Annotated in this window: 19 protein-coding genes; 12 read left to right on the top strand and 7 right to left on the bottom strand. The window is 69.8% G+C overall.

All coding sequences use genetic code 11. The features are described from left to right. Position 1 precedes the first annotated feature (1 nt). From AB0M02_RS17345 to AB0M02_RS17330, 4 genes are all read right to left on the bottom strand, one after another. Positions 2-1,645 (bottom strand): extracellular solute-binding protein, encoded by a 1,644-nt coding sequence (locus AB0M02_RS17345; RefSeq protein WP_364227730.1) that lies wholly within the window; start codon positions 1,643-1,645, stop codon positions 2-4. A gap of 10 nt (positions 1,646-1,655) precedes the next feature. Beyond that, positions 1,656-2,528, bottom strand: coding sequence for a carbohydrate ABC transporter permease (locus AB0M02_RS17340; RefSeq protein ID WP_364227727.1), 873 nt, complete (start codon positions 2,526-2,528; stop codon positions 1,656-1,658). Continuing rightward, positions 2,522-3,514: an ABC transporter permease subunit gene (locus AB0M02_RS17335; protein WP_364227725.1), complete on the bottom strand. Its 993-nt coding sequence runs from the start codon at positions 3,512-3,514 to the stop codon at positions 2,522-2,524. Before AB0M02_RS17335 ends, AB0M02_RS17340 begins: the two co-directional genes overlap by 7 nt. A gap of 207 nt (positions 3,515-3,721) precedes the next feature. After that, positions 3,722-6,544: a peroxidase family protein gene (locus AB0M02_RS17330; RefSeq protein ID WP_364227722.1), complete on the bottom strand. Its 2,823-nt coding sequence runs from the start codon at positions 6,542-6,544 to the stop codon at positions 3,722-3,724. Positions 6,545-6,758: 214 nt separating this feature from the next. Between AB0M02_RS17330 and AB0M02_RS17325 the strand changes: the two genes are divergently transcribed. Beyond that, a complete protein-coding gene (locus AB0M02_RS17325; RefSeq protein ID WP_364227719.1) occupies positions 6,759-8,219 on the top strand; it encodes a VCBS repeat-containing protein in 1,461 nt (486 codons plus the stop codon). 27 nt (positions 8,220-8,246) lie between these two features. Here AB0M02_RS17325 and AB0M02_RS17320 read toward each other — a convergent pair whose 3' ends face one another. Then, positions 8,247-8,684, bottom strand: coding sequence for a MarR family transcriptional regulator (locus AB0M02_RS17320; RefSeq protein ID WP_364227717.1), 438 nt, complete (start codon positions 8,682-8,684; stop codon positions 8,247-8,249). A 48-nt stretch (positions 8,685-8,732) separates the two neighbouring features. Between AB0M02_RS17320 and AB0M02_RS17315 the strand changes: the two genes are divergently transcribed. The 3 genes from AB0M02_RS17315 to AB0M02_RS17305 are packed head-to-tail and all read left to right on the top strand — an operon-like array spanning position 8,733 to position 12,291. Continuing rightward, positions 8,733-9,839: a substrate-binding domain-containing protein gene (locus tag AB0M02_RS17315; protein ID WP_364227714.1), complete on the top strand. Its 1,107-nt coding sequence runs from the start codon at positions 8,733-8,735 to the stop codon at positions 9,837-9,839. 53 nt (positions 9,840-9,892) lie between these two features. Next, positions 9,893-11,281, top strand: a complete 1,389-nt coding sequence (locus AB0M02_RS17310) for an APC family permease (protein ID WP_364227711.1) — start codon at positions 9,893-9,895, stop codon at positions 11,279-11,281. Continuing rightward, positions 11,278-12,291: an acetamidase/formamidase family protein gene (locus AB0M02_RS17305; RefSeq protein ID WP_364227708.1), complete on the top strand. Its 1,014-nt coding sequence runs from the start codon at positions 11,278-11,280 to the stop codon at positions 12,289-12,291. The genes AB0M02_RS17310 and AB0M02_RS17305 overlap by 4 nt, the downstream gene beginning before the upstream one ends. 2 nt (positions 12,292-12,293) lie before the next feature. Here AB0M02_RS17305 and AB0M02_RS17300 read toward each other — a convergent pair whose 3' ends face one another. Further along, positions 12,294-13,844 carry a GGDEF domain-containing protein gene (locus tag AB0M02_RS17300; protein ID WP_364227705.1) on the bottom strand — a complete coding sequence of 517 codons (1,551 nt, stop codon included), beginning with the start codon at positions 13,842-13,844 and terminating at the stop codon, positions 12,294-12,296. A gap of 85 nt (positions 13,845-13,929) precedes the next feature. Here AB0M02_RS17300 and AB0M02_RS17295 point away from each other — a divergent pair, with 85 nt between their 5' ends. Continuing rightward, on the top strand, positions 13,930-14,229 hold the full coding sequence (locus AB0M02_RS17295) for a hypothetical protein (RefSeq protein ID WP_364227703.1): 300 nt from the start codon (positions 13,930-13,932) through the stop codon (positions 14,227-14,229). A 20-nt stretch (positions 14,230-14,249) separates the two neighbouring features. Here the strand turns inward: AB0M02_RS17295 and AB0M02_RS17290 are convergent, their stop codons facing one another. Continuing rightward, a complete protein-coding gene (locus AB0M02_RS17290) occupies positions 14,250-15,461 on the bottom strand; it encodes a chitosanase (protein ID WP_364227702.1) in 1,212 nt (403 codons plus the stop codon). 155 nt (positions 15,462-15,616) lie between these two features. Here AB0M02_RS17290 and AB0M02_RS17285 point away from each other — a divergent pair, with 155 nt between their 5' ends. The 7 genes from AB0M02_RS17285 (at position 15,617) to AB0M02_RS17255 (ending at position 23,055) form a co-directional block, all read left to right on the top strand. Further along, on the top strand, positions 15,617-16,789 hold the full coding sequence (locus AB0M02_RS17285) for an ROK family transcriptional regulator (RefSeq protein WP_364227699.1): 1,173 nt from the start codon (positions 15,617-15,619) through the stop codon (positions 16,787-16,789). A gap of 19 nt (positions 16,790-16,808) precedes the next feature. Further along, positions 16,809-18,125: an ABC transporter substrate-binding protein gene (locus AB0M02_RS17280; RefSeq protein ID WP_364227696.1), complete on the top strand. Its 1,317-nt coding sequence runs from the start codon at positions 16,809-16,811 to the stop codon at positions 18,123-18,125. Positions 18,126-18,129: 4 nt separating this feature from the next. Then, positions 18,130-19,056 carry a sugar ABC transporter permease gene (locus tag AB0M02_RS17275; protein WP_364227693.1) on the top strand — a complete coding sequence of 309 codons (927 nt, stop codon included), beginning with the start codon at positions 18,130-18,132 and terminating at the stop codon, positions 19,054-19,056. Continuing rightward, entirely contained in the window at positions 19,053-19,928 is an 876-nt protein-coding gene (locus tag AB0M02_RS17270) for a carbohydrate ABC transporter permease (RefSeq protein ID WP_364227690.1), read from the top strand. The genes AB0M02_RS17275 and AB0M02_RS17270 overlap by 4 nt, the downstream gene beginning before the upstream one ends. Next, the gene (locus AB0M02_RS17265; protein WP_364227687.1) at positions 19,925-21,181 is read left to right on the top strand and encodes a 6-phospho-beta-glucosidase; all 1,257 of its coding nucleotides are present in this window, start codon (positions 19,925-19,927) and stop codon (positions 21,179-21,181) included. Before AB0M02_RS17270 ends, AB0M02_RS17265 begins: the two co-directional genes overlap by 4 nt. Then, a complete protein-coding gene (locus AB0M02_RS17260) occupies positions 21,178-22,164 on the top strand; it encodes a BadF/BadG/BcrA/BcrD ATPase family protein (protein WP_364227685.1) in 987 nt (328 codons plus the stop codon). Before AB0M02_RS17265 ends, AB0M02_RS17260 begins: the two co-directional genes overlap by 4 nt. An 84-nt stretch (positions 22,165-22,248) precedes the next feature. After that, the gene (locus AB0M02_RS17255) at positions 22,249-23,055 is read left to right on the top strand and encodes a CDP-alcohol phosphatidyltransferase family protein (RefSeq protein WP_364227682.1); all 807 of its coding nucleotides are present in this window, start codon (positions 22,249-22,251) and stop codon (positions 23,053-23,055) included. Positions 23,056-23,166: the final 111 nt, after the last annotated feature.

Raw genomic sequence — 23,166 nt, 5'->3', positions numbered from 1 at the left:
TTCACCCGTGCTCCTTGCGATAGCGCTCGTGGGCCTTGTTGACCATGTCCATGTACCTGCCCGCGTTCTTCGCCTCCAGTTCCTTGACATAGGCGTCCCACTCGCTGAGCGGCCGCTGCCCGAGGGCGAACCTGAGCGTGTTCTGGAAGACGTGGTCCTTGAGCGCCGAGTCCCAGAGCGTGACCTGCTCGCGTTCCTCGGCCGACAGCGGCGCCGGCGGCGCGACCGGGCTGACCTGCCGCTTGTTCATCTCCGCCTGGAACGCGTTCTCCTCGTCGGAGAACTGGGAGTTGAGCATCTTCGTGCTGCCGCCGTACGCGAAGACGCCGTTGAGGAACCCATAGTCGACCTGGAGGTCCTTGGGCGCGTCCGGGTTCATGAAGCCCCACTTCACCCCCGGCGCGAGCTTGAAGGTGCCGTCCGCCACGCTGCCGTTGTACGTGGTGCCCTCGACGCCCCACTTGCTGAACATCAGGCCGTCGTCGGAGTACCAGAGCCAGTCGATGAACTGCATCATGGCCACGAAGTTCTTCGACTCCAGCGCGTTCTTGGAGATCATGATGCCGTTCTCCAGGAGGGTCTCGCTGGGCAGCACCGGGCCGGCGGGCCCGATCGGCAGGATCATCTTGGCCACCGTGGCGCCGGGCAGCTTGGCCACGTCCTTACGTGCCTCGTTCACCAGTGTCTGCGCGTTGCCGCTGATCACGAACGACTTGCCGGTGGCGAACTTCTGCCGGGCGACGTCGTCGGTCTGCGTGAAGCTCTCCGGGTCGACCAGGCCCTCGCTGACCAGCTTGTTGAGGTACTCGAGCATCTGCCGGTACGCCTCGGTCGACCCGGCGTACTCGAACCTGCTCGCGGCCGCGTTCCACTGCGCGGGCAGCCAGCCCCAGCCCGCCTTGGCGCCGAACCCGATGCCCAGCAGGTTGAGCAGGTTGTTGGCGCCCGGCAGCGGGGGAGTGCTCCACCGGTCGGAGAGCGGGTACTGATTCGGGTACGCCTTCTTCATCTCGCGCAGGACACCGGCGAGGTCGTCCCACGTCTGCGGCGCGGTGAGGCCGAGCTTGGCCATGACGTCGGTGCGCACCACCAGGGAGTAGTCCTGCCACGGCTCCTCGTGCAGGCCGGGCAGCAGGTAGAATTTGCCGTCCTCGGCCTTGTACTGGTCCAGGCTCGGCTGCAGGTTCCAGCGCGCGACCTTCTCGGTGAAGTGCGGCATGAGATCGACGTAGTCGCTGACCGGCAGGATCGCGCCGCCGGCGATGAACGCCTCCTCGTCCGGGTGGTACGTCTTCGGAATGATCATCGGCGCGTCGCCCGCGCTGACCACCACGCTGCGCTTCTGGTTGTAGTCGCTGCCCGGTACGGCCGTCCCCTCGAGCGTGACGTTGGTGCGCTTGGTCAGCTCGGCGAAGAACGGCCAGTCCGCCTTGTACGGGTAGTTCTGGTGGCTGAGCATCATGATCGAGAAGGTGACCGGTTCGGTCGCCTTGAACTGGTCGCCCACCTTGAAGGCGTCCATGGAGCCGGCCCGCTTGCCGTCGACACCCTCGCTCGAGGTGTCGTCGTCGCCGCAGCCGGTGAGCCCGGCGACGGCGGCCGCGCCGGCGGCGGCCAGCAGATGACGTCTGGTCAGCTGAGTCACGGGAGCGCTCCTAGCCTTTGACGGCGCCGAGCATGACGCCGGACACGAAGAATCTCTGGATGAACGGATAGACGAGCATGATCGGCAGCATCGTGAGGACGATGGTGACGGCCTGGATGTTCGCCGCGATCTGCAGCGCTGCCTCGCTGCTAGCGGTGTTGTCCGTGCCGGAGGTGGCTCCGGCGATCAGGTTGCGCAGGAAGACGGTGACCGGGAACAGTTCCTGCCGGTCCATGTAGAGGAACCCGGCGAACCACGAGTTCCAGAACGACACCGCGTAGAACAGCAGCATCGTGGCGAGCACGGCCTTGGACAGCGGCAGGACGATGCGCAGCAGCGTGCCGTACGTGCCCGTGCCGTCGACCGCGGCGGCCTCCTCGAGTTCGACCGGCAGGCTCTCGAAGAACGCCTTCATGACGAGCAGGTTGAACACGCTGATCGCGTTGGGCAGCACGATCGCCCAGAGCGTGTTGCGCAGGCCCAGCGCGCTGACCAGCACGTAGTTGGGGATCAGGCCGCCATTGAAGAACATCGTGAACACCGCCACCCCGACCAGCAGACCGCGGCCCTTGAGGTGGTGCTTGGACAGCACGTACGCGTACGAGGTGGTCAGCACGAGGGCGATGGCGGTGGCGACGACCGTGTAGACGACGGTGTTGCGGTAGTTCGTCCAGAACATCGCGTCGGACATGACCCGCTCGTACGTGGTGAGGTTGAACCCCTTCGGCCAGAAGGAGACCTGCCCGGACCGGATCTCGCTCTCGCCGCTGAACGAGCGGGCCACGATGGTGACGAACGGGAACAGGGTCACCGCGACGACGCAGGTCAGCAGACCGGCGTTGACCACCTGGAACGCCCGGTGACCACGGCTCGCGGCTACCACAGGCTCGTACCCGTCGTGCGGCGCGACAGGGTGTTGGCGCCCAGGACCAGCGCCAGCCCGATCAGCGATTCGAACAGGCCGATGGCGGCGGCGTAGCTGAAGCTGCCGGAGACGATGCCGACCCGGTAGAGGTAGGTGGAGATGACATCCGCCGTCGCGTAGGTCAGCGGGTTGTAGAGCAGCAGCACCTTCTCGAAACCGACGGCCATGAACGTGCCGATGTTGAGGATCAGCAGCGTGATCATCGTGGGGCGGATGCCGGGCAGGGTCACGTGCCACGTCTGCCGCCAGCGGTTCGCCCCGTCGACCCGCGCCTGGTCGTACAGGTCGGTGTCGATGGTGGTCAGTGCCGCCAGGTACAGGATCGTGCCCCAGCCGACGGTCTGCCACACCTCCGAGGAGACGTAGAGCGTGCGGAACCAGCCGGGCTCCTGGATGAACGCGATCGGATCCTGGCCGACCGCGCGCAGACCCTGGTTGATCACGCCGTCGAGCGAGACGGTCTGCAGGACGAGGCCGGCGATCACCACGATCGACAGGAAGTGCGGCAGGTACGACACGGTCTGCACGAAGCCCTTGAGCCAGCGGGTGCGTACCTCGTTGAGCAGCAGCGCCAGCATGATCGGCAGGGGGAAGCAGAACAGCAGCGTCAGCGCACCGATCGCCACGGTGTTCGTGAAGACCTGCCAGAAGGTCGGGTCGGTGAGGAACATCCGGACGTACCGCAGGCCGACCCACTGCTCGCCGAAGAGGTCGCCACCCGGCTGGTACCGCCGGAACGCGATGACGTTGCCGAGCATCGGCAGGTACCGGAAGACCACGAAGAACAGCAGCGGCAGCACCGCGAGCGAGTAGAGCTGCCAGTCCCGGCGCAGGGCCGAGGCCCAGGTCCGGCGTCGTGGCCGCAATGGGTCGGCACGCTCGGGTGGCCGGTCCGCGCCGGTCGCCCGGCCGGGGAGGACGTCCTGTCCGGATGTGATTCCCACGCAGACCTCACCCGTCCAGCGTCGAAAGTTTCATTGACGTACCGAAATGCCTCCCGGGAAACTAAAGTCTGTTACGAATCTATGTCAAGGCATGCGAGCAGGCAACTTTCACGACCATCGATGGTTGATTCGACCAGCGATGAGCCGCTATCGTTCGTGCCTACGCGGTTGGAGAACGCCGTAATTACCGGAAGCCGGTGCGTTCTTTCAGGCGCTCGCTGCCCGGCCGGGCCACGGCGCGAACGCGTTCGCCCCGGCGGGCAGCGTCGCGGCGAGATCGGGGCAGTGCCGGTGGATCATTCCGGTCATCGAGGTCGACGAGATCCAGTCCAGGCCGAACTGGGTGTAGATCTCCGGCCGGTAGTCGGCGGTGAGGAACCGGTCGCTCTGCAGGCGGCGCGACGCCATCAGGATGAACACCCGGAACGCGGTGTCGGAGAAGCCGAACCCGTCCGGCGGGGTCTCGGCGAACAGCCCGACCATGGTGTCCACCTCGTCGATGTCGCGGTACACCGCGCGCAGGCGCCGGACCGTCTCCGGGTCGCTGCTCAGGTCCTCCCACCGCTGGATCCGGGGCAGGTGCAGCGCGGCGCGGAAGTCGTTGTAGCGAGGCACGCCACGGCGGCGGGTGCGTACCAGGTCGACCACCGACAGGTCGATCAGCTCGCCTTCGCGCTCCAGGTTGAGCAGCGACCTCGGGTAGTTGTGCAGCGCGATGGCGCCGGGGTGCGCGGTGCCGAACGAGTACAGCACGTTGGTCAGGCCCAGGTCGCGCAGCACGTCGTCGGCCAGGTCGCCGCGCAGGTCCGGGAAGGCGGCGTCCCGCAGCGGGGCGCCGGTGGCCGCGTCGCGGAACGCGTACTCGTCCGGGATCAGCGGATGCATGCGGTAGACGGTGACGAAGTCCTCGGTGAGGGAGAACGGCGTGCCGTGGTGGTCGGGTGTCGTCGCCGGGATGCCGCGCAGCGCGTTGGCGTCGGTCAGCCACAGCCCGATCCTGCTGAGCAGGTCGTTCGCCGGTACGCCGTACCAGTTGACGTTCATCCCCCGGCGGAGCACCTCGGTGTTCAGGATGGCCGGCGTCCACTCGACGGTGTGGATCTTGGCGATCAGCGCGGACACGATGAGCCGCGCGGTCTGGTAGACCCGTTCGTCGCTCCAGTCCGGGTTACGCCCACGCAACTCGTCGCAGAGCAGGTTGTGCTCGCGGGCGAACAGGGTGTGCATGCTGCTGAGGCCGAGCCACCAGGCCTCGTTGAAACCGGTGATCTCGGCGCCGGCGACGTCCAGGGGCAGGTAGCCGTCCGGCGTCATCCGCAGTTTCGCACCGTCGCGCAGCCCGGCCGCCTTGGCGGAGTCGGTCCCGTACACCTCCGAGCCGTCCCACCAGTGCGACACGACATTGCCGAACAGCTCCTCGACGCCGTCCGCGCCGACGCCCCGGCTCGCGTTGCCGCCGATCCGCATCCACGGCTCCGCCGGGCCGCCCGGTGTGTTCACCCAGCCGGGCATGTCCGGCGGCAGCGGCACCTTGACGTCGGCGGTGCCGAGCGGGTGCCGGGCGTGCACCACCCAGTCGTGCACCTGGAACTGGATCCAGGCGGCGGCGAGGATGTTCAGCGAGGTCGCGGGCCGGAACGTGTCGCGGTGCAGCAGTTCGCGGCTGACCACGATCGGGTTCGGCTCGTCGACCAGGTCGGGCCGGTGCACGGCGGGCACGTTGCGCCCGAAGGCGGCGCCCACGGCACCCATCTCCGGCTCGGACAGGTCGTTCGAGCGGCCCTCGTGGGTCCGGAACTCCCGCTCCTCTCGGCCGGGCCCCACCGGCACCGGCCGTACGCGCGGCGGCGCCTCCCGCACCTCGGTGTCGATCAGATTCTCCCGGCGCAGCACGTCGCGCAGCGCGGCCAGATTCAGCAGCGCCAGTGAGGTGGGCAGCCGGTGCCAGGGGCGGAACCGGTTGACCACGCCGAAGACCGCCCGCATCGCGGCGCCCGCCACGTGGTTGCGCAGCGGCACGTCGGTCAGCCACCGCTGTCCGTCCCGGTGCGCCGCACTGGCGTCGTACGCGACCTTGCGCACCCGGTTGAGGTTGCCGAGCGGCCGGAACTCGTCGGTGGTGTTCCACGGGTTGAACCGCAGCGCGTGCACCGCCGGGTCGTCGGCCGCACCGGCGCGCAGGGTCAGCACCGCGATCGGCTCCGGCGGCGCGGCGGGCGAGCGCCAGTCCGCCGCCGCGTCCTCGATCGGCGTCGACCGCGGGTCACGGAACCGCTGCACGCACAACTCGAAGCTGACGTCGCCGCGGGAGAGGCGGCTCGCCAGCTCATGGCCCAGGAAGTCGGGGTCGCCGGCCGGCGGATCGCCCGCGGCCGGTGTTCCCGGAGCCGGCCGCAGCAGGTACTGCACCGCGGTGTCGCCCCAGGCGATCGGCACGCGGCTCCAGAACGTCTCGGTCGCCAGGCTCGGGACGCGGCGGCGGCCGGCCGTCAGGTTGCGCACGACGCGGACCGTCTCACCCGGGCCGAGCGCGAACACCAGCCGGACCAGTCCGGCGTGCCGGCGCCATCCGCCGCCCGCGGTGGCGACGGCGATCTCGGCGAACTGGCGGGCGTCGCGCGCGTGCGACACCGGCGCGCTGGTCATCAGCAGGTCGTGGTGCTCACCCGGGGAAACGGTGACGCGCAGCGCCGCGCCGCGCAGGTCGGCCTCGTGGTCGGAGAGGATCCGGCCCTCGGCGTTGCTGAAGCGCACCGCGGTGGGATGGACCGCACCGGGCTGCGCGAACCCGGCCCGCAGATCCGGCGCGATGTCGAGGAACCGCAGCTCGGCGTCGGCCGTGGCGAACAGGCCTTTCGCCTGGAAACCCGCGGTGACCGGGCCGCCGGCGGCCGCCCGGTTCCTCGCCTGCGTCTGCATGATCTTGACGGCCAGGCCCTCGAAGATCCGCCGCTCGGCCTGGGGTGAACCGCCCAGGTAGCTCTCCGTCCAGAGTGGCGCGCGGTTCGTCGTCCGGTCCTCGGTGGTCATCCGGCCCTCCCAAGCGGTAACCGAAGCCCTGCGGTAACCGCGGCCGATCCTGGCGCATCACTTACCCGAACGGGTGCTTCCTGTCGGTTTCCCGATCCGCGCGAACTCTCAGAATCCTCACAGCGCGCTGACCGTGCCGCCGGGTTTCGCGGGCGGTGCCACCTGTGACAGATTGATGCCGCGCGTCGGCCGGCCGGGGGAGGTCCGATACGACATGGCACTTCGTCGCGGGACAACAGCGTGCGTCATGGCGGTGCTCACCGCCGTGCTGCTGTGCGTGCAGGCGCCGGCAGCGAGCGCCGCGCCGGCCGCGTCGACCCGCTGTCTCCCCGGTGGTGTCAGCACCGCCGACCAGCTGATCGCGGAGGGTCTGCGCCCCTCGATGACCGGGCGGCGGCTCGGCCGGCTGATCAGCGGCCGCCACATCGCCTGCGCCCGCGCCATCGTCGATCAGGTCCTCCGGCGCGGGCTGGACCAGCGTGCCGCGGTTCTGGCGGTGACCACGGCGATCGCCGAGAGCACGTTGAACAACCACTCCGTCGCCACGGACCACGACAGCCTCGGCCTGTTCCAGCAGCGGCCGTCGCAGGGCTGGGGCCGGCCCGATCAGCTCGTCGATCCGCGCTACGCGACCGACGCGTTCCTCAACGCGATGCTGCGCAAGCACCCGCGCGGTGCCTGGCTGACCGGCGACATCGGCGCGATCTGCCAGCGCGTGCAGAATTCAGCCTTCCCCGGGGCGTACGCGCCGGAGGCACTGGATGCCCAGTTGATCGTCGCGACGCTGCTGCGCAGCGCCCCGGTGCCCGCCGGCCGGCGATCCGGGTCATCGCGCGCGACGGCGAGACCCGCCGCACCGGCGGGGCCGTTCCAGCGGATCCTCGCCGCCGTCGGCGCCGAGCTGGGCCCGCTGACCGGCCGGCACGACCTGGCGCTCGCCGACTGGAACCGTGACGGCCGGCCGGACCTGGTCGTCGTGACGGGCACCGGCACGGTCACCGGCAAGACCGAGATCCGCATCATGGACGGCGTGAGCAACTTCGCGGCCATGCTGCTCACGACCGCGACCGCGCTGGGTCCGACCGACGACCGCCATGCGTATTCGGTGGCCGACTGGAACGGGGACGGCTGGCTCGACCTCATCGTCGCGCAGGCCGGCCGGGTGACCGTCGTCGACGGGGCCAGCCGCTTCCAGCGTGTGCTGCTGGACACCGCCACGGCGCCGATCGCGACAGCCGGCCGGATGGCCGACTGGAACGGTGACGGCCGGCTCGACCTGGTGTCCGTGCAGACCGCTCGCACGTCGAGCCGGAAGGTCGAGGTCCGGGTGCTCGACGGCGCGTCGCTGTTCCAGCAGCCGCTGGGCAGCCTCCTCACCACCGCCGAGCCGGCCGCCGACGACGTCGAGTTCCGGCTCGCCGACTGGAACGCGGACCGGCGCCCTGACCTGGTCATCCTGGGGCGCTCGGGCGGCCGGACCACGATCCGGGTCCTGGACGCGGCGTCGCAGCTGCGGCGTTACCTGGTGAAGGCCACAACGGCGTATGACGCCGCCGACGAGCGCCACACCCTGATGATCGACGACGCCGACGGCGACCGGCGCCCGGACCTGGTCGCCGTGCAGAAGTTCGGCACACCGACGGGGCGCCCCGAGGTCACCACCTTCGCCGGTTAGCGCCCGCCCCCGCTGAGGAGGCGGGGGTCAGGACTCGGGCCGGCAGGCGGCGGCCAGCGCCGTCAGCTCGCGCATCAGGTTCTCGGTGCGCTCGGCGCCGAACACCGCGGCCACCTCCGCGTGGTGCTCGGCGGCGCGCTGGTTCAGCCGGGCGACCAGGTCACGGCCGAGGTCGGAGAGGTACACGGCGACCCTGCGACGGTCGGCGGTGTCCTGCCGCCGATAGACCGCGGCGCTGTCGACGAGGCGGTCGACGGCCTTGGTGAGGGTGGGGTGCGGCATCAGCACCGCCTCCGCCAGGTCGGTCATCGAGTGGCCGTGGCCGTCGCTGAGGGCCTGCAGGATGCGCCACTGCTCGATGCTGACGCCCTCGGCGGCCAGCCCGGCCGCGAACTGCCGGTTGATCTGGCGTTCGGTCTCGGTGAGCAGGTAGGACAGCTGTGCGCGCAGGCCCGTCTCGGTCAAGTCCGTCGCCCCCTTTTCCGTACGCCTGACAGCGAAGATACTCGGCGCATGCTCGATGACGTCGTGCTCGTCACCGATCCGCTGGAGGCGCGGCTGCTCGCGCCCGACCCGGCCGTGGCCGTGCGGATCGGCGTCGTCGTGCCGACGTCCGGGACTCTCGGGCTGCTCGCGCCGTCGGCGGTCAACTGCGCGGTGCTGGCCGCCGCGGAGCTGAACGCGGCGGGTGGCATCCTCGGCAAGCCGGTGGAGCTGACTCTGATCGACGGTGGGCGGGCGCCGGCCGCGGTGGCCGCCGAGGTGGCCGACCTGATCAGCGCGGACGCGCTGGCCGCGGTCGTGGGCACGCACGCCAGCGACGTGCGGCTGGCGCTGATGGGCGTGCTGGGCGGCCGCGTCCCGTACGTCTTCACCCCGCCCTACGAGGGCGGCGAGCGCACCCCCGGCGTCTTCCTGCTCGGCGAGACCCCGCAGCGTCAGCTGCGTCCCGCGCTGGACCGGCTGCTGGCCGCCCGCGCCCGGCGGTGGCTGCTGCTGGGCAACGACTACGTGTGGCCGCGCCGGGTGAACGAGGTGGCCCGCCGTCATCTGCGGCGGGCCGGCGCCGGCGTGGTGGGGGAGCGCTACGTGCCGCTGGGCGGCGCGGATGCGGCGGCGCTGGTGGACCAGGTGCTCGCCGCGCGGGTCGACGCGGTGCTGCTCACCCTGGTCGGCAGCGATCTGGTGGCGTTCAACCGGGTGTTCGCCGAGTCGGCGGGCGCGGGCCGGGTGGCGCGGGTCTGCGCGGCGCTGGAGGAGAACGGCCTGCTGGGCGCCGGTGGCGACGGCACCGGCGAGCTCTACGCGGCGATGGGCTACTTCGCCGGCCTCGCCACCGACACGGCGCTGGCCTTCGCGGAGCGCTACACCGCGCGGTTCGGCTCGGACGCCCCGGTGCTCAACGGGCACGGCGAGGGCACCTACGACGGGGTACGCCTGCTGGCCGCGCTCGCCGGGCGGGCCGGCTGCCTGGACGCGCCGGTCCTGGACGCGGTGGCCGAGGGCACCCGGGTGACCGGCGGCCGTGGCACGTTCGAGCTGCGTGATCGACATGCCGTGCAGCCGGTCTACGTGGCCCGCGCCGACGGCCTGGATTTCGAGGTCATCTACAGCGAGTAAAAGCTTTCTGCAGAAACCTTTTCTCTGGAAAGCTTTTGTTCTAGCGTCCCTCCATGGCCACCGACGACCTCGAAAAATACGGCTACCGCCAGGAGCTGAGCCGCTCCCTGACCTTCACCGACCTCCTGATCTACGGCCTGATCTTCATGGTCCCGATCGCTCCCTTCGGCATCTTCGGCAGTGTCTTCAACGGCTCCGGCGGCATGGTGGCGCTGGCGTACGTGATCGGCATGGTCGCCATGATGTTCACCGCGCTCTCGTACGCCCAGATGGTCCGCGCCTTCCCCATGGCCGGCTCGGTCTACAGCTACGCCGGCCGCGGCATCGCACCCCCGGTCGGCTTCCTGGCCGGCTGGGTGATCCTGCTCGACTACGTCCTGGTGCCCGGCCTGCTCTACCTGGTCGCCAGCGTCGCGATGCACTCGCTCGTGCCCGCCGTGCCGGTCTGGCTCTGGCTGATCGCCTTCGTCCTGCTCAACACCGTCGTCAACTATCTGGGCATCCAGATGACCGCGCGGGTCAACAAGTACATGCTCATCGCCGAGCTCATCATCCTGGTGATCTTCCTGGTGATCGGCATCGGCGCGCTCGCCTCCGGCAAGGGCCAGGGCTTCTCGTTCAGCCCGCTGTTCAACGCCGACACGTTCTCCTGGTCGGTCGTGTTCGGCGCGGTCTCCATCGCGGTGCTGTCGTTCCTGGGCTTCGACGGCATCTCGATGCTGGCCGAGGAGAGCCGGGAGGAGGCCCGCCAGATCGGCAAGGCCATGGTCGCGGCACTGCTGCTGGCCGGCGTGCTGTTCATCGTGCAGACGTGGGTGGCGGCGCTGCTCGTACCCGATGCTCCCGGCCTGCTCGCCAACGGCGACCCGGAGGGCACCGCCTTCTACGACGCCGCCCGCGCCGCCGGCGGTGGCTGGCTGGCCAGCCTGACCGCGCTCGCCACCGCGATCGCGTGGGGCTTCGCCAACTCGCTGGTGGCGCAGGCCGCGACGAGCCGCCTGCTCTACGCGATGGCCCGCGACCGCCAGATGCCCCGGTTCCTCGCCAAGATCAACGACAAGCACAAGGTGCCGGCGAACGCCACGCTGCTGGTCGCCGCGGTCTCGCTCGTGCTCGGCCTCTACATGGCCACCCGCGACGACGGCATCTCACTGCTGTCCACGCTGGTCAACTTCGGCGCGATGACCGCGTTCCTGGCACTGCACGTCGCCGTGGTGGTCCACTACGTGGTGCGCAACGGCAGCCGGGACTGGCTGCGGCACCTGCTGGTGCCGGTGATCGGCTTCCTGATCCTGCTCTACGTGGTGATCAACGCGAACATCGCCGCGCAGACGCTCGGCTTCCTCTGGCTGGGCATCGGCGTGATCGTGCTGATCACGTTCTACGTCACCGGCCGCCGTCCCGAGCTGGCCGGGCTGTCCCAGGAAGGGAGCAACCAGTGACCGAGGTGGTCACCTATCGGCCCGGCGCCGACGAGCTGGCCTACACGTTCGGCGGCCGTGAGCCGGTGCGCCGCGTCAAGCCCGGCACGGTCCTCGAGCTCTACACCGAGGACTGTTTCGGCGGCCGGGTGCGCACCGTCGACGACCTGCCGTCGCAGGTGTGCGAGTTCCCCTACCTCAACCCGGTCACCGGGCCGCTGCACATCGAGGGCGCCGAGCCGGGCGACACGCTCGCGGTGCACTTCGTGGAGATCAAGCCGGCTCGTGACTGGGCGGTGTCGTCGACGTTTCCGCACTTCGGGGCGCTGACGGGCACGCACACCACGGCCATGCTGCATGCGCCCCTCGACGAGGTGGTCTGGCTCTACGACGTCGATGTCGACGCGGGCATCGTGCGTTATCACGCCCGGCGGGGCGACTTCAGCGTCGAGCTTCCCCTCGACCCCATGCACGGTACGGCGGGAGTCGCCCCGGCCGCGTTCGAGAGCCGGATGACGATCGTCCCGGACGCGCACGGCGGCAACATGGACACGCCCGAGCTGCGGGCCGGGGTGACCGCGTACTTCGGGGTGAACGTGCCCGGTGCGCTGTTCGCCCTCGGTGACGGCCACTGCCGTCAGGGCGAGGGTGAGGTCTGCGGCACCGCCGTCGAGGCTGCCATGAACACGGTCGTGATCGTGGACGTGATCAAGGGGGCGGGCACGCCGACGCCGCGCTTCGAGACCGACGAGGCGCTGATGTCGGCGGGGTCGGCCCGGCCGCTCGAGGACGCGTACCGGATGAGCCAGCACGACCTGGTCACCTGGTCGGCCGGCCTGGTGGGTCTGGACCTCCTCGACGCCTACCAGCTGATCAGCCAGGCGGGGCAGGCTCCGGTCGGCAACGTCTGCGACCCGAACTACACGATGCTGGCCAAGGTCGCGAAGCGCCACCTGGGCGGGGTGGAGGCGTACGAGGGGGTGCACGGCCGTCTGCGCGGTGTCGCGCGGAACTACCTGGCCACCCGCTGAGGTCAGGCCGCGGCCAGCTGGTTGCGGCCGGACCGCTTGGCGACGTAGAGGTGGGCGTCGGCCCGGTCGTACAGCTCACGGCCGGGCTCGCCGGGGCGGCACGCGGCCAGGCCCATGCTGAGCGTGACCCGCAGACCCGGCACGATCGTGCTCCAGTCGCGGGCCTGGATGACCCGGCGGATGCGCTCGGCGATCTGCCGGGCCTCCTCCTCGCCGGTGCTGAGGAACAGGGCGAACTCGTCACCGCCGAAGCGGATCGCGACCTCGTTGTGCCGGCAGTGCGCGCGAAGCACCGCGGCGATCTCGCCGAGCACCCGGTCGCCGATGCCGTGCGAGTAGCGGTCGTTGATGTCCTTGAAGTGGTCGACGTCGATGAGCAGCAGCGAGCCGCCGGCCACCGCGGTGTTGATCCGGCGGTCGAACATCCGGCGGTTGCCCAGCCCGGTCAGCGCGTCCGAGGTGGCGGCCAGGTCGGCGGTGGTCCGCGCCGCCTCCAGCTCCACCCGGCGGTAGGCCTGCCGGAGCATCGTGCGCCGGTCCAGCCGCAGCTGCCAGAGCGCCTCGACGTGGCTGCGCAGGGACTCGAGCAGCGCCTGTGTCGTCTCGCCCGGGAACTCGTGCACCGCGGTGACTGCCAGCTCGTACTGGAAGAGCAGCCGCTGGGACCGCAGCACGGAGAGTTCCAGGGCGGCCCGGAACTCCCGGGCGGCGGCCCGCCACTGTCCGGTGGCCCGCAACGCGAGCCCGTGTGCGAGGTGCAGCAGTCGTGCCTCGTGGTGCTGACCCGCCGCGCGCATCTTCGACAGCAGCTCGCCGACGATGGCGAGCCCCTCCGCGATCCGGCCGGTCTTGGCGTGGCAGACCGCGAGCACGGCCGTGCCGAGCGGGGAGTCGATGCCCTGCTCGATCCAGAACTGCAGCACCGTCGTGCTCTTGTCGATGAGGCTCGCCGCCTCCTCGGTGCGGCCCACCTGCTCCAGCCGCAGCGCCCACTCCACCCAGAGCTCGGTCTGGGTCAGCTCGGCGGCGGACCGGTAGAGCTCGTCCGGGGACTCGAACGACTCCAGGGAACGGCGCATGGCGTCGTCGGCGAGCTCGAAGAGATCCGCACCGCGGGCCGCCTCGGCCAGCGACGCCATGGCGGAGAAGTACCGCAGGCCCTTGCGGGGCGCGACGTCCAGCAGGGCCAGCGCCCGCGCGACGTAGTGCAGGCCGTCGTCGATGCGGCCGAGGTGGATGAGAACCTCGGCGGTGTCCGCCAGGATCTTCGCGTCGGTGGCCTTCGGGCCGCCGAGCACGGACTGGTCGGCGATCAGGTCCTCGGCGATGCGCAGCGCCTCGTCGAGCCGGCCGAGGGCGCTCAGGGCGTACATCCGGCCCAGCCGGCTGACCCGGTGGGTGCGATGGTCGCCGAGCGTCAGCGTGATCGCCTCCGCCCTGTCGGCGGCGTGCAGCGTCTCCGTGTGATGCCCACGGATGGTCAGATCGTGCACGTGCAGCGCGAGGCCGGCATAGGGGCCGTACGGCGACACCAGCACCGGCAGGCGGTTCATCGGCACTCCCCGTTTCCCATGGCCCTATCGTCGGCCGGTCCGGGCCGGACGTGAGGTGTCCGGGGGCGGGGGTCATCATTACCGCATGGCTGTGATGGTGGAGATCCACATCCCGATGAGCGCCGAGGGCGAGTGGATCGACGACGTCGGTGATTTCATGATCGACCTGGAGGACGAGCTCGGCCTGGAGGAGTGGGACGACGGCGAGGCGTTCGGCGACCACTACATCTTCTTCATCGCCGGCGCGCGCGAGCGGACGCTGCTGGCCGCCGCGTCACGTGTGGCGACCCGCGAGGGCGTCCCGGCGGGCGCCTTCGCCATGGTGACCGACACCAACGCCCCCCAGTTCGGCCTGGGCCGCCGGGTGAACCTCCCGGTGCGCTGACCGGGAGGTTCGAAGCCGGGTCAGCCGATGTGGAACGAGTCGCCGTAGACCTTGAAGTCGAGCGGCGTGTTCAGGTCGAAGTTGCCGTTGTTCAGGAAGACGCGCTGGGCGGTGTCGATCCGGGTGACGTCCGAGTGGGCCTCCTCCTTCTTCATCTCGACCACGCGCTCGTCCAGGAACGCGTTGAGCCAGGCGCGCTCGTCGCCGCCCTGTGCCGGCGGCTTGGCCTTCGCCAGGGCCCGGCTGCGGATCGAGCGCATGCCCGAGTACCCGTGCACCACCGCGGCGTCGTAGTACGCGAACTGACCGAGGGCGCGTACGCCGTCGGTCTTGCCGTCGCGGACCGACGGGTTGAAGTAGACCCGGTCCCGCTCGGCCTCCTGCGCGGCCTGGAACACCGAGTCGGCCGCGGCGGTCCGCCAGTCCCGGGTGAAGTTCGGGTCGAGGCCGGCGTGCGAGGACGTGCCGTTCACGCTGCGCAGCGCCGGGAGGTACTTGGCCAGCACGTTCGACGGCTTGGTGGCGGTGTACGCCTCGACCAGCTCCAGCATGTCGCCGGTGCCCGAGCAGAAGCCGATGATGCCGGCGGTGTAGCCGCGGCCGTCGCCGATGTCCTCGATGTAGGAGAACTGCCCGCGCCAGTTCAGCGACGAGTTCTCCGCCGCCGAGACGATCTGCATGGCGACGTCCTTCTTCGCCGGGTCGTCCAGGTTCTTGCCGGTGGGGGACCCGGTGGGCGGCGTGGTGGGGGACGTGCCGCCGGGCAGGGTCCAGGTCTGGTTCGCCGTCGAGGCACACGTCCAGATCTGCAGCCGGGTGCCGTTGGCGGTGGAGGCCGAGGTGACGTCGAGACACTTGCCCGACCCGGTGTTGACCAGCGCGCCGTTGGAGAAGGTCCACTTCTGGGCGCCGGTGCCGTTGCAGTCGTACAGCTGGATCTTGGCGCCGTTCGCGGTCGAGGCCGCGGTGACGTCCAGGCATTTGCCCAGCGCTCGCAGCGTCTGGTCGGCGTTGCCCACGGTCCACTGCTGGGCGGCGCTGTTGTTGCAGTCGTAGAGCTGTACGGCGGTCCCGTTGGCGGTCGACGCGGCGGCGACGTCGATGCATTTGCCACCGAGGCCCTTGATCGGACCGGCCGTGGCGGCTCCGGCGGGAAGAAGTCCGTAAACCAGTGCTGCACCGGGGATGACCAGGCCTAACGTGGCGTAGGCGACTGTCCTGACGCGAATCATGGCGCTCCTGTCAGAGGGGATGGGGACGGACTCTACGACTGTTAAGTAGCTTTATCAATACTGGTCGATCAGAGTTCGTGGCCCTTGACGGAAGGCGACCGGGTGGCTCAGGATGAGCCAACTGTTAAACACTTTGCCTATCTGCTGGAGGTTCGATGGCGCGTCTGGCCGGCTCGTCCAAGCTGCTGCGCGCCATGAACGAGAGCGCCGCGCTGGAGCTTCTGCTGGACCCGGGCATGCTCACCCGGGCCGATCTGCGCAAGCTCACCGCGCTGTCCACCCCGACGATCTCCGAGGTGCTGCGCCGCCTGACCGAGGCCGGTCTGGTCGACGTCGTCGGGCACGCCAGCGGCCGGCCCGGGCCGAACGCCGAGATCTACGCGGCCAACCCGGACGCGGCCTACGCGGCCGCCGTCTCCGTCCGCGACGTCGGAACCAGCGGTACCCCCTCGGTCACGGCCGCGCTCTGCGACCTGACCGGCGAGGTCCGCGCCCGGTTCGAGTCCCGCGTCGACTTCCTAGCCACCGAGCCGGTCGCCGCCCTCGCCGGCGTGGTGGACCGGTTGCGCGAACAGGCCGGCGTCCCGGCCGAGCGGATCCGGCACGTGCAGCTCGGCGTGCCCGGTTCCTACGACCCGCGGACCGAGACGATCCGCCTCGTCGACGTTCCCGGCTTCGACCGCCCCGGCCTGGTGCCGGGCATCGCCGCCGAGCTCGGCGCGCACGTCGGGGTGGACAACGACGTCAACCTGGCCGCGGTGGCCGAGCGGCGCCGCGGCGCCGGCCGGGACGCGGAGAACTTCGCGCTGCTCTGGATCGGACAGGACGGCCTCGGTCTGGCCATCGACATCAACGGGACGCTGCTGCGCGGCACCCGTGGAGGTGCCGGCGAGATCGGGTACGTGCCGCTCTACTCACCCGACTCGCCGCACCGCAAGCTGGACCTGCAGGACCTCTTCGGCGGCGCCGCGATCATGGATCTGGCCCGCGACAACGGCATCAGCGGTGACACGCCCGCCGAGGTGGTCGCCGCCGCGGCGGCCGGTGCGGGCGAGTTCATCCCGACCCTGGCCGACCGGATCGTGGTCGGCCTGGCCGCGGTCATCGCGGTCCTCGACCCCTACCTCGTCGTACTCGCCGGCCCGATCGCCCAGGCCGGCGGCGACACCCTGCTCACCGCGGTGAACAGTGCCTTCCAGCGGGCCGCCCCGCTGGAGAGCTCGTTCGCCGTCACCACCATCGAAGACGACGCGGTGCTGCTCGGCGCGCTCGACGCCGGTCTCGCCGCGGTCCGGGAAGCCCTCATCACCGCTATCCGCGACAGCTGACTTTGTGAGAGGTCTCAAAGTGAACAAACGGATCCCCCATGCCCTTTTTGCCCTAGTTGGTGCTGGTCTGCTGGTTGCCGCCTGCACACCCGCGCCCAAAGAGAACAAGATCGCCGATCCCGGTACCGAGGTGTCCGGCACCGTCGAGCTGTGGCACTTCTTCACCGAGCGTGAGGCCGCCGCGATCGACACGGTGATCAAGGACTTCACCACGAGCCACCCGAACATCAAGGTGACGGTCAAGTCCGGTCAGGACGACTCCAAGGTCACCCAGGCGATCGGCGCCGGCAACGGCCCGGACGTCGGGCTCTCCTACTCCACCGACATCGTCGGCAAGTTCTGCTCGTCCGGCGCGTGGGTGGACCTCAAGCCGTACGTCGAGCGGGACAAGGTGGACCTGAACCAGCTCAACGCGACCACCCGGTCGTACACCGAGTTCGAGGGCAAGCGGTGCGCGATGCCGTTCCTCGCCGACGCGTACGGGATGTACTACAACAAGGACCTGTTCGCGAAGGCCGGGATCACCGAGCCTCCGAAGACACTGGACGAGCTCACCGCGTACGCCAAAAAACTCACCGTGCGCAACGCGGACGGCTCCCTGAAGACCGTCGGGTTTCTTCCGCTCTACGACTTCTACGAGAACTCGGCCGCGCATCTCGCCCCGGCCACCGGCGCCACCTGGCTCACCGCGGACGGCAAGAGCGCAGTCGGCACCGATCCCGGCTGGAAGACGCTGCTGACCTGGCAGAAGGACCTCGTCGACTGGTACGGCTACGACAACCTGACCAAGTTCAAGGCGAGCCTCGGCGACGAGTTCAGCGCCGACAACGCCTTCCAGAAGGGCCAGGTCGCGATCAACGTCGACGCCGAGTACCGGCTGGCGTTCCTCAAGGACCAGGCACCGAACCTGAAGTACGGCGTGGCGCCGCTCCCGACCACCGATCCGGCCCGCTACGGCGGCGGCTACGTCACCGGCAACATCGTGGGCATCTCCAAGAACGCCAAGAACCCCGAGGCGGCCTGGGAGCTGATCAAGTACCTGACCACGAACGACGACGCGGTCATCAAGCTCGCCGGTCTGCTGAAGAACGTGCCCACCACGACGAAGGCGATCGCCGACCCGGCGCTGAACGCGGACGCCGACTTCAAGGCGTTCATCGACATCTTCAACAACCCGAACTCGATGACCTCGCCGCCGTCCGCGTCCGGCCCGGCCTACCAGGAGACGTTCGGGCAGTTCCTGACCGGTTACCAGTCCGGCAAGGTGGCCGACCTGGACAAGGGTCTCGCCGAGGCGGACAAGCAGATCAACAGCGTCATGACGCTGGGCGGCTGAGCCGATGAACGGCGTTCGCCTCCGCCGGGGTGCGACCACTCTCTCCTTCGTGGCGCCCGCACTGATCGGCATCGCGGTCTTCTTCCTCTACCCCCTGATCTCGGCGGTCTACTTCTCCTTCACGAAGTTCGACCTGCTCTCCGTGCCGCAGTGGGTGGGCCTGGAGAACTACCGGCGGATGGCGGACGACCCGTTCCTGCTCCAGGCGGTCCGCAACACACTGTGGATGGTCGTGGTCTTCGTCCCGGTCCGCATCCTCGGCGCGATCGGCCTGTCGATGCTGCTCGTGCAGTTCAAACGGGGAGCCGGCGTCTACCGGACGATCTTCTACCTGCCCGCGCTGGTCCCGCCGGTGGCCGCCACCATCGCGTTCGTCTACCTGCTCAAACCGGGCACCGGCCCGGTGAACTCCTTTCTCGAGATGATCGGCGTCGACGGTCCGCTCTGGTTCAACTCGCCGGCCTGGGCCAAGCCGTCACTGGTCCTGCTCGGCCTCTGGGCCATCGGTGACCTGATGATCATTTTCCTGGCGGCGGTGCTGGGCGTCCCGGAGAGCCTCTACGAGGCCGCGTCGCTGGACGGCGCGAACGCCTGGCACCGATTCCGGTCGATCACGCTGCCGACGATCCAGCCGGTGGTGCTCTTCGCGGCCGTCACCGGCGTGATCTACACGTTGCAGTACTTCGACCAGGCGGCGGTGGCCGGCTCGATCGCCAGCGGGCAGGCCACCGTCGGCGCCGGGATCTCCCAGTCGTTCGGCTATCCGGAGGGCTCGACCTTCACCTATCCGCTGTGGCTCTACACGGTCGGGTTCCGGTACAGCGCGCTCGGTTATGCCAACGCGCTCGCGATCGTGCTGTTCGTGGTCGCGCTCGCGGTCACCCTGATCCTGCTGCGCCGCGCCAAGGCATTCTCCGGGGAGGAATCGTGACGGCAGTTCTGGAGCGGCCGGTCGAACAGCCAGTCTTCATCCCGAAAAAAAGGGACAAGAGCCTGAACTGGATCGCCAAGCACGCCATCGCCATCGCCATCGCGATCATGTTCGCCACCCCGGTCGTCTACCTCGTCCTTCTCTCCCTGATGACCAGCAACCAGGCCCTGACCAGCGACTACTGGCCGAACACCTGGCACCCCGAGAACTACCTGAAGGTCTTCCAGGCGACCCCACTACCGCACTATCTGCTCAACACGGTCCTCTATGCCGTGTCCGCCACAGTGCTCACGCTGGCGGCGAGCGTGCCCGCCGCGTACGCATTGGCGAAGTTGAAATTCCGCGGCCGCAACCTGATGTTCCTCGTCGTGATCTGCGTGATGATGTTGCCACCGCAGGTGGTGACGGTCCCGCTCTACCTGATGTGGGCCCGCTACGGCCTGACCGGATCGCTCGCCCCGCTGATCATCCCGGCGCTGTTCGGCGACGCGTTCTGCATCTTCCTGCTGCGGCAGTTCCTGCTGACCATCCCGAGCGAGTACCTCGACGCGGCCCGCGTGGACGGCTGCGGCGAATGGCGCACGCTGCTGCGGGTCGTGCTGCCGATGGCCCGGCCCGGCATCGCGGCGGCCGGCCTGTTCCAGTTCTTCTACTGCTGGAACGACTACTACGGCCCGCTGCTCTACACCAGCGAGAACGAGAGCTCGTGGACGCTCTCGCTCGGGCTGGCGTCGTTCCGCACCGTCCACCACGTCGACTGGAACCTGGTCACGGCGGCGACGGTGCTGACCATGGCACCACTGATCATCATCTTCTTCTTCGCCCAGCGCTCGTTCGTGCAGGGCATCACGCTGACGGGATTCAAAGGGTGAAAATCGCAGTCGTCGGGGGCGGATCGACCTACACGCCCGAGCTGGTCGACGGGTTCGCCCGGCTCGGCTCGACGGTCTCCGAGCTGGTGCTGATCGACCCGGCCGCCGAGCGGCTGGAGATCGTCGGGGCGTTCGCCGCCCGGATCTTCCAGCAGTACGGGCACCCGGGCAGGGTGGTGTGGACGACCGATCTGGACGCCGGGGTCACCGACGCCGACGCCGTCGTGATCCAGCTGCGGGTCGGTGGCCAGCAGGCACGGATCACCGACGAGACGTTCCCCCTCGACTGCGGCTGCGTCGGGCAGGAGACGACCGGCGCCGGCGGCCTGGCCAAGGCGCTGCGCACGGTGCCGGTCATCCTCGACGTCGCCGAGCGGATCCGGAAGCGGGCCAGGCCGGGAGCGTGGATCGTCGACTTCACGAACCCGGTAGGGATCGTCACCCGGGCACTGCTGGACGCCGGGCACCGGGCCGTCGGGCTGTGCAACGTGGCGATCGGCTTCCAGCGGCGCTTCGCCGGCTACCTGGGTGTCGACCCGTCCGCGGTGGTGCTCGACCACATCGGGCTCAATCATCTGACCTGGGAGCGGGCCGCCTACGTCGACGGCGTGGACCGGCTCCCGTCGCTGCTCGCGGGCCATCTGACCGAGATCGCCGACGAGGTCGACGTCCCGAGCGAGGTCATCACGATGCTCGGGAGCGTCCCGTCCTACTACCTGTCCTATTTCTACAAGCACGACGAGCACGTCCGGGAGTCGCTCGGCGCGGCCACCCGGGGCCAGCGGGTCGCCGAGATCGAGGCGCTGCTGCTCGACATGTACCGCGACGTCACCCTCACGACGAAGCCCGCACTTCTCGGCGAACGTGGCGGCGCCTACTACTCCGAGGCCGCGGTCGGTCTGCTCGCCTCTCTGTTCGGCCTCGACGACGACGCGGTCCACTCGGTCAACGTGCGCAACAACGGCACGCTCCCGTTTCTCCCGGCCGAGGCGGTCATCGAGGTCTCGGCCCGGGCGGGCCTCTCGGGCCCGGCACCGTTGCCGGTCACCCCACTGCCGCCCGATCTGGCCGCTTTGATCACCCATGTTTGGGGGTACGAGGAACTCGCGCTCGACGCCGCCCTTCGCGGCGGCCGTGACCGGGTCTACCGTGCTCTGCTCGCCCACCCGCTGATCGGCCAGCACGAACAAGCCGACGCGCTCGCCGGCAAACTCATCGCGTCCGGCCGCCCACACCTGGCGTGGGCTCGGTGAACGCGCTCTTCCTTGCGGCCGACGGCGGCAACTCGAAGACCGACGTGGTCCTCGGCGACGCGTCCGGCGAGGTGCTGGCCCGGGTCCGCGGCGGCACGTCCTCGCCGCACAACATCGGCCTGACCGGCACGATCGAGGTGCTCGGCGGCCTGATCGCGTCCGCCCGCGCCCGGGCCGGCCTGTCACCGGACACCGTGATCGACACCATCGCCGTCTACCTGGCCGGCGCCGACCTGCCGATCGAGGTGACCCGCCTGCACGAGGCGGTCTCGGCGCGGGGCTGGGCCACCCGTGCCCTGGTCGACAACGACTGCTTCGCCCTGCTGCGGGCCGGTACGTCATCGCCGGACGCGGTCACCGTCGTCTGCGGCGCGGGCACGAACTGCGTCGGCCGGGCCGCCGACGGCCGGACCGCGCGGTTCGTCGCCCTCGGCCCGATCTCCGGGGACTGGGGCGGCGGCCACGACCTCGCCGAGTACGCGCTGCGGAAGGCCGCCCGGGGCGAGGACGGGCGCGGGCGGCCCACCAAGCTGTCCGCCGCGGTCGCCGCCCACTTCGGCCTGCCCACCGTCGAGGAGGTGAGCATCGCGCTGCACCTCGGTGGCCTGTCCCGCGACCGCATCCCGGAGCTGACGCCACTGCTGTTCGAGGTGGCGGCGGACGGCGACGAGGTGGCGGCCGGGCTCGTAACCCGTCAGGCCGGGGAGATCCTGGCGCAGCACCGGGTGGCCGCCGGCCGGCTGAACCTGCTGACCGCACCGCACGCCGTGGTCCTCGGAGGCGGCGTCCTGCAGGCTCGCATCCCGCTGCTGCACGATCAGGTGGTCGCCGGGATCTCCGAGCAGGCGCCGCTGGCCGACGTCACGGTCCTGTCCACGCCGCCGGTCACCGGGGCCGCGCTGCTGGCCCTCGACACGCTGCACGCCGCCGGCGATGCGGAGCGGAGACTGCGTGCCGCTCTCGGGGGCGCGTCAGCCGCGTGAAGCCATGGCGTGAGCGCCGGTACCTACGCTGTCCGCGAATTCGACGGGTGACAGCGAAAGGTGCCGGCGATCTCCAGAACAAACTTGCTGCCCAGGCCGACGTTGGGCGAGATCCGGGAGCGGACGTACAAGGGCCGGGACGCGTGGTGGACGGTATGGCTCGTGGACCCGCTCGCCTCCCGGCTGGTGTGGCTGGTCGCGCCCTGGCCGCGGATCACTCCCAACCTGCTCACCCTGGTGGCCTTCGTCATCGGCTCGGTGGCGGCGGTCCTCTTCTGGCGGGGTGACACCACCGGGCTGATCGGCGGCGCGGTGCTGTTCCATCTGAGCTTCGTGCTGGACTGCATGGACGGCAAGGTGGCCCGCCTCAACGGCACCGGCTCGCTGTTCGGCACGTGGCTCGACTACATCCTCGACCGGCTGCGGGTGCTGGTCTGCGCGGTCGGGCTGTTCGGCGGGCAGTACCAGTCGACGGGCGAGATCGGGTATCTGCTCCTGGGCGGGGCGGTCATCTTCCTGGACCTGTTCCGATACCTGAACGCCCTGCAGATGAAGCGGGTCGCGAGTCAGATCCCGGTTCCGGTTCCGGTTCCGGTTCCGGCTCCTGCTCCGGCTCCTGCTCCTGCTCCGGCTCCTGCTTCGGCTTCGGCGAGTCTCGGTGGACCGGGGCGCCCGGCCGGGCTTCGTTCCCGGGCCCGCGCCGCCCTGCGCCGCCGCCGGATCCGCCCGCACGTCTTCAGTGGCATCGAGTTCATGATGTTCGTCTTCATCGTCGGCCCGCTCACCGGGCTCATCGTGGCGACCACCCTGGTGTCCGCGGTGCTGGTGTCCGGGTTCGAGCTGCTCCTGATCCACCGGCTGTGGGCGAGGACCCGGAGCGTCCACTCATGACCCCGGTGACCGGGATCGGTTTCGGCTACAAGATCGAGTGGATCGCGGCGCCCGCGCGCTCGTCATGATCAGGGACGCAGTTCCGGCGTGATCGGCATGTAAGCGGTCCTG

It is taken from the genome of Actinoplanes sp. NPDC051861 (assembly GCF_040681145.1).
GTDB lineage: Bacteria > Actinomycetota > Actinomycetes > Mycobacteriales > Micromonosporaceae > Actinoplanes.
Note: the sequence above shows the minus strand (reverse complement) of the source record. Positions and strands in the feature narration are given on the sequence as shown.

What these genes read in the sequence shown, in the direction of transcription:
- AB0M02_RS17300 (WP_364227705.1), bottom strand. Translation starts at nt 13,844, where the DNA reads ATGAACCGCCTGCCGGTGCTGGTGTCGCCGTACGGCCCCTATGCCGGC.
- AB0M02_RS17275 (WP_364227693.1), top strand. Translation starts at nt 18,130, where the DNA reads ATGAACGGCGTTCGCCTCCGCCGGGGTGCGACCACTCTCTCCTTCGTG.
- AB0M02_RS17315 (WP_364227714.1), top strand. Translation starts at nt 8,733, where the DNA reads ATGCTCGATGACGTCGTGCTCGTCACCGATCCGCTGGAGGCGCGGCTG.
- AB0M02_RS17295 (WP_364227703.1), top strand. Translation starts at nt 13,930, where the DNA reads ATGGCTGTGATGGTGGAGATCCACATCCCGATGAGCGCCGAGGGCGAG.
- AB0M02_RS17285 (WP_364227699.1), top strand. Translation starts at nt 15,617, where the DNA reads ATGGCGCGTCTGGCCGGCTCGTCCAAGCTGCTGCGCGCCATGAACGAG.
- AB0M02_RS17290 (WP_364227702.1), bottom strand. Translation starts at nt 15,461, where the DNA reads ATGATTCGCGTCAGGACAGTCGCCTACGCCACGTTAGGCCTGGTCATC.
- AB0M02_RS17330 (WP_364227722.1), bottom strand. Translation starts at nt 6,544, where the DNA reads ATGACCACCGAGGACCGGACGACGAACCGCGCGCCACTCTGGACGGAG.
- AB0M02_RS17325 (WP_364227719.1), top strand. Translation starts at nt 6,759, where the DNA reads ATGGCACTTCGTCGCGGGACAACAGCGTGCGTCATGGCGGTGCTCACC.
- AB0M02_RS17310 (WP_364227711.1), top strand. Translation starts at nt 9,893, where the DNA reads ATGGCCACCGACGACCTCGAAAAATACGGCTACCGCCAGGAGCTGAGC.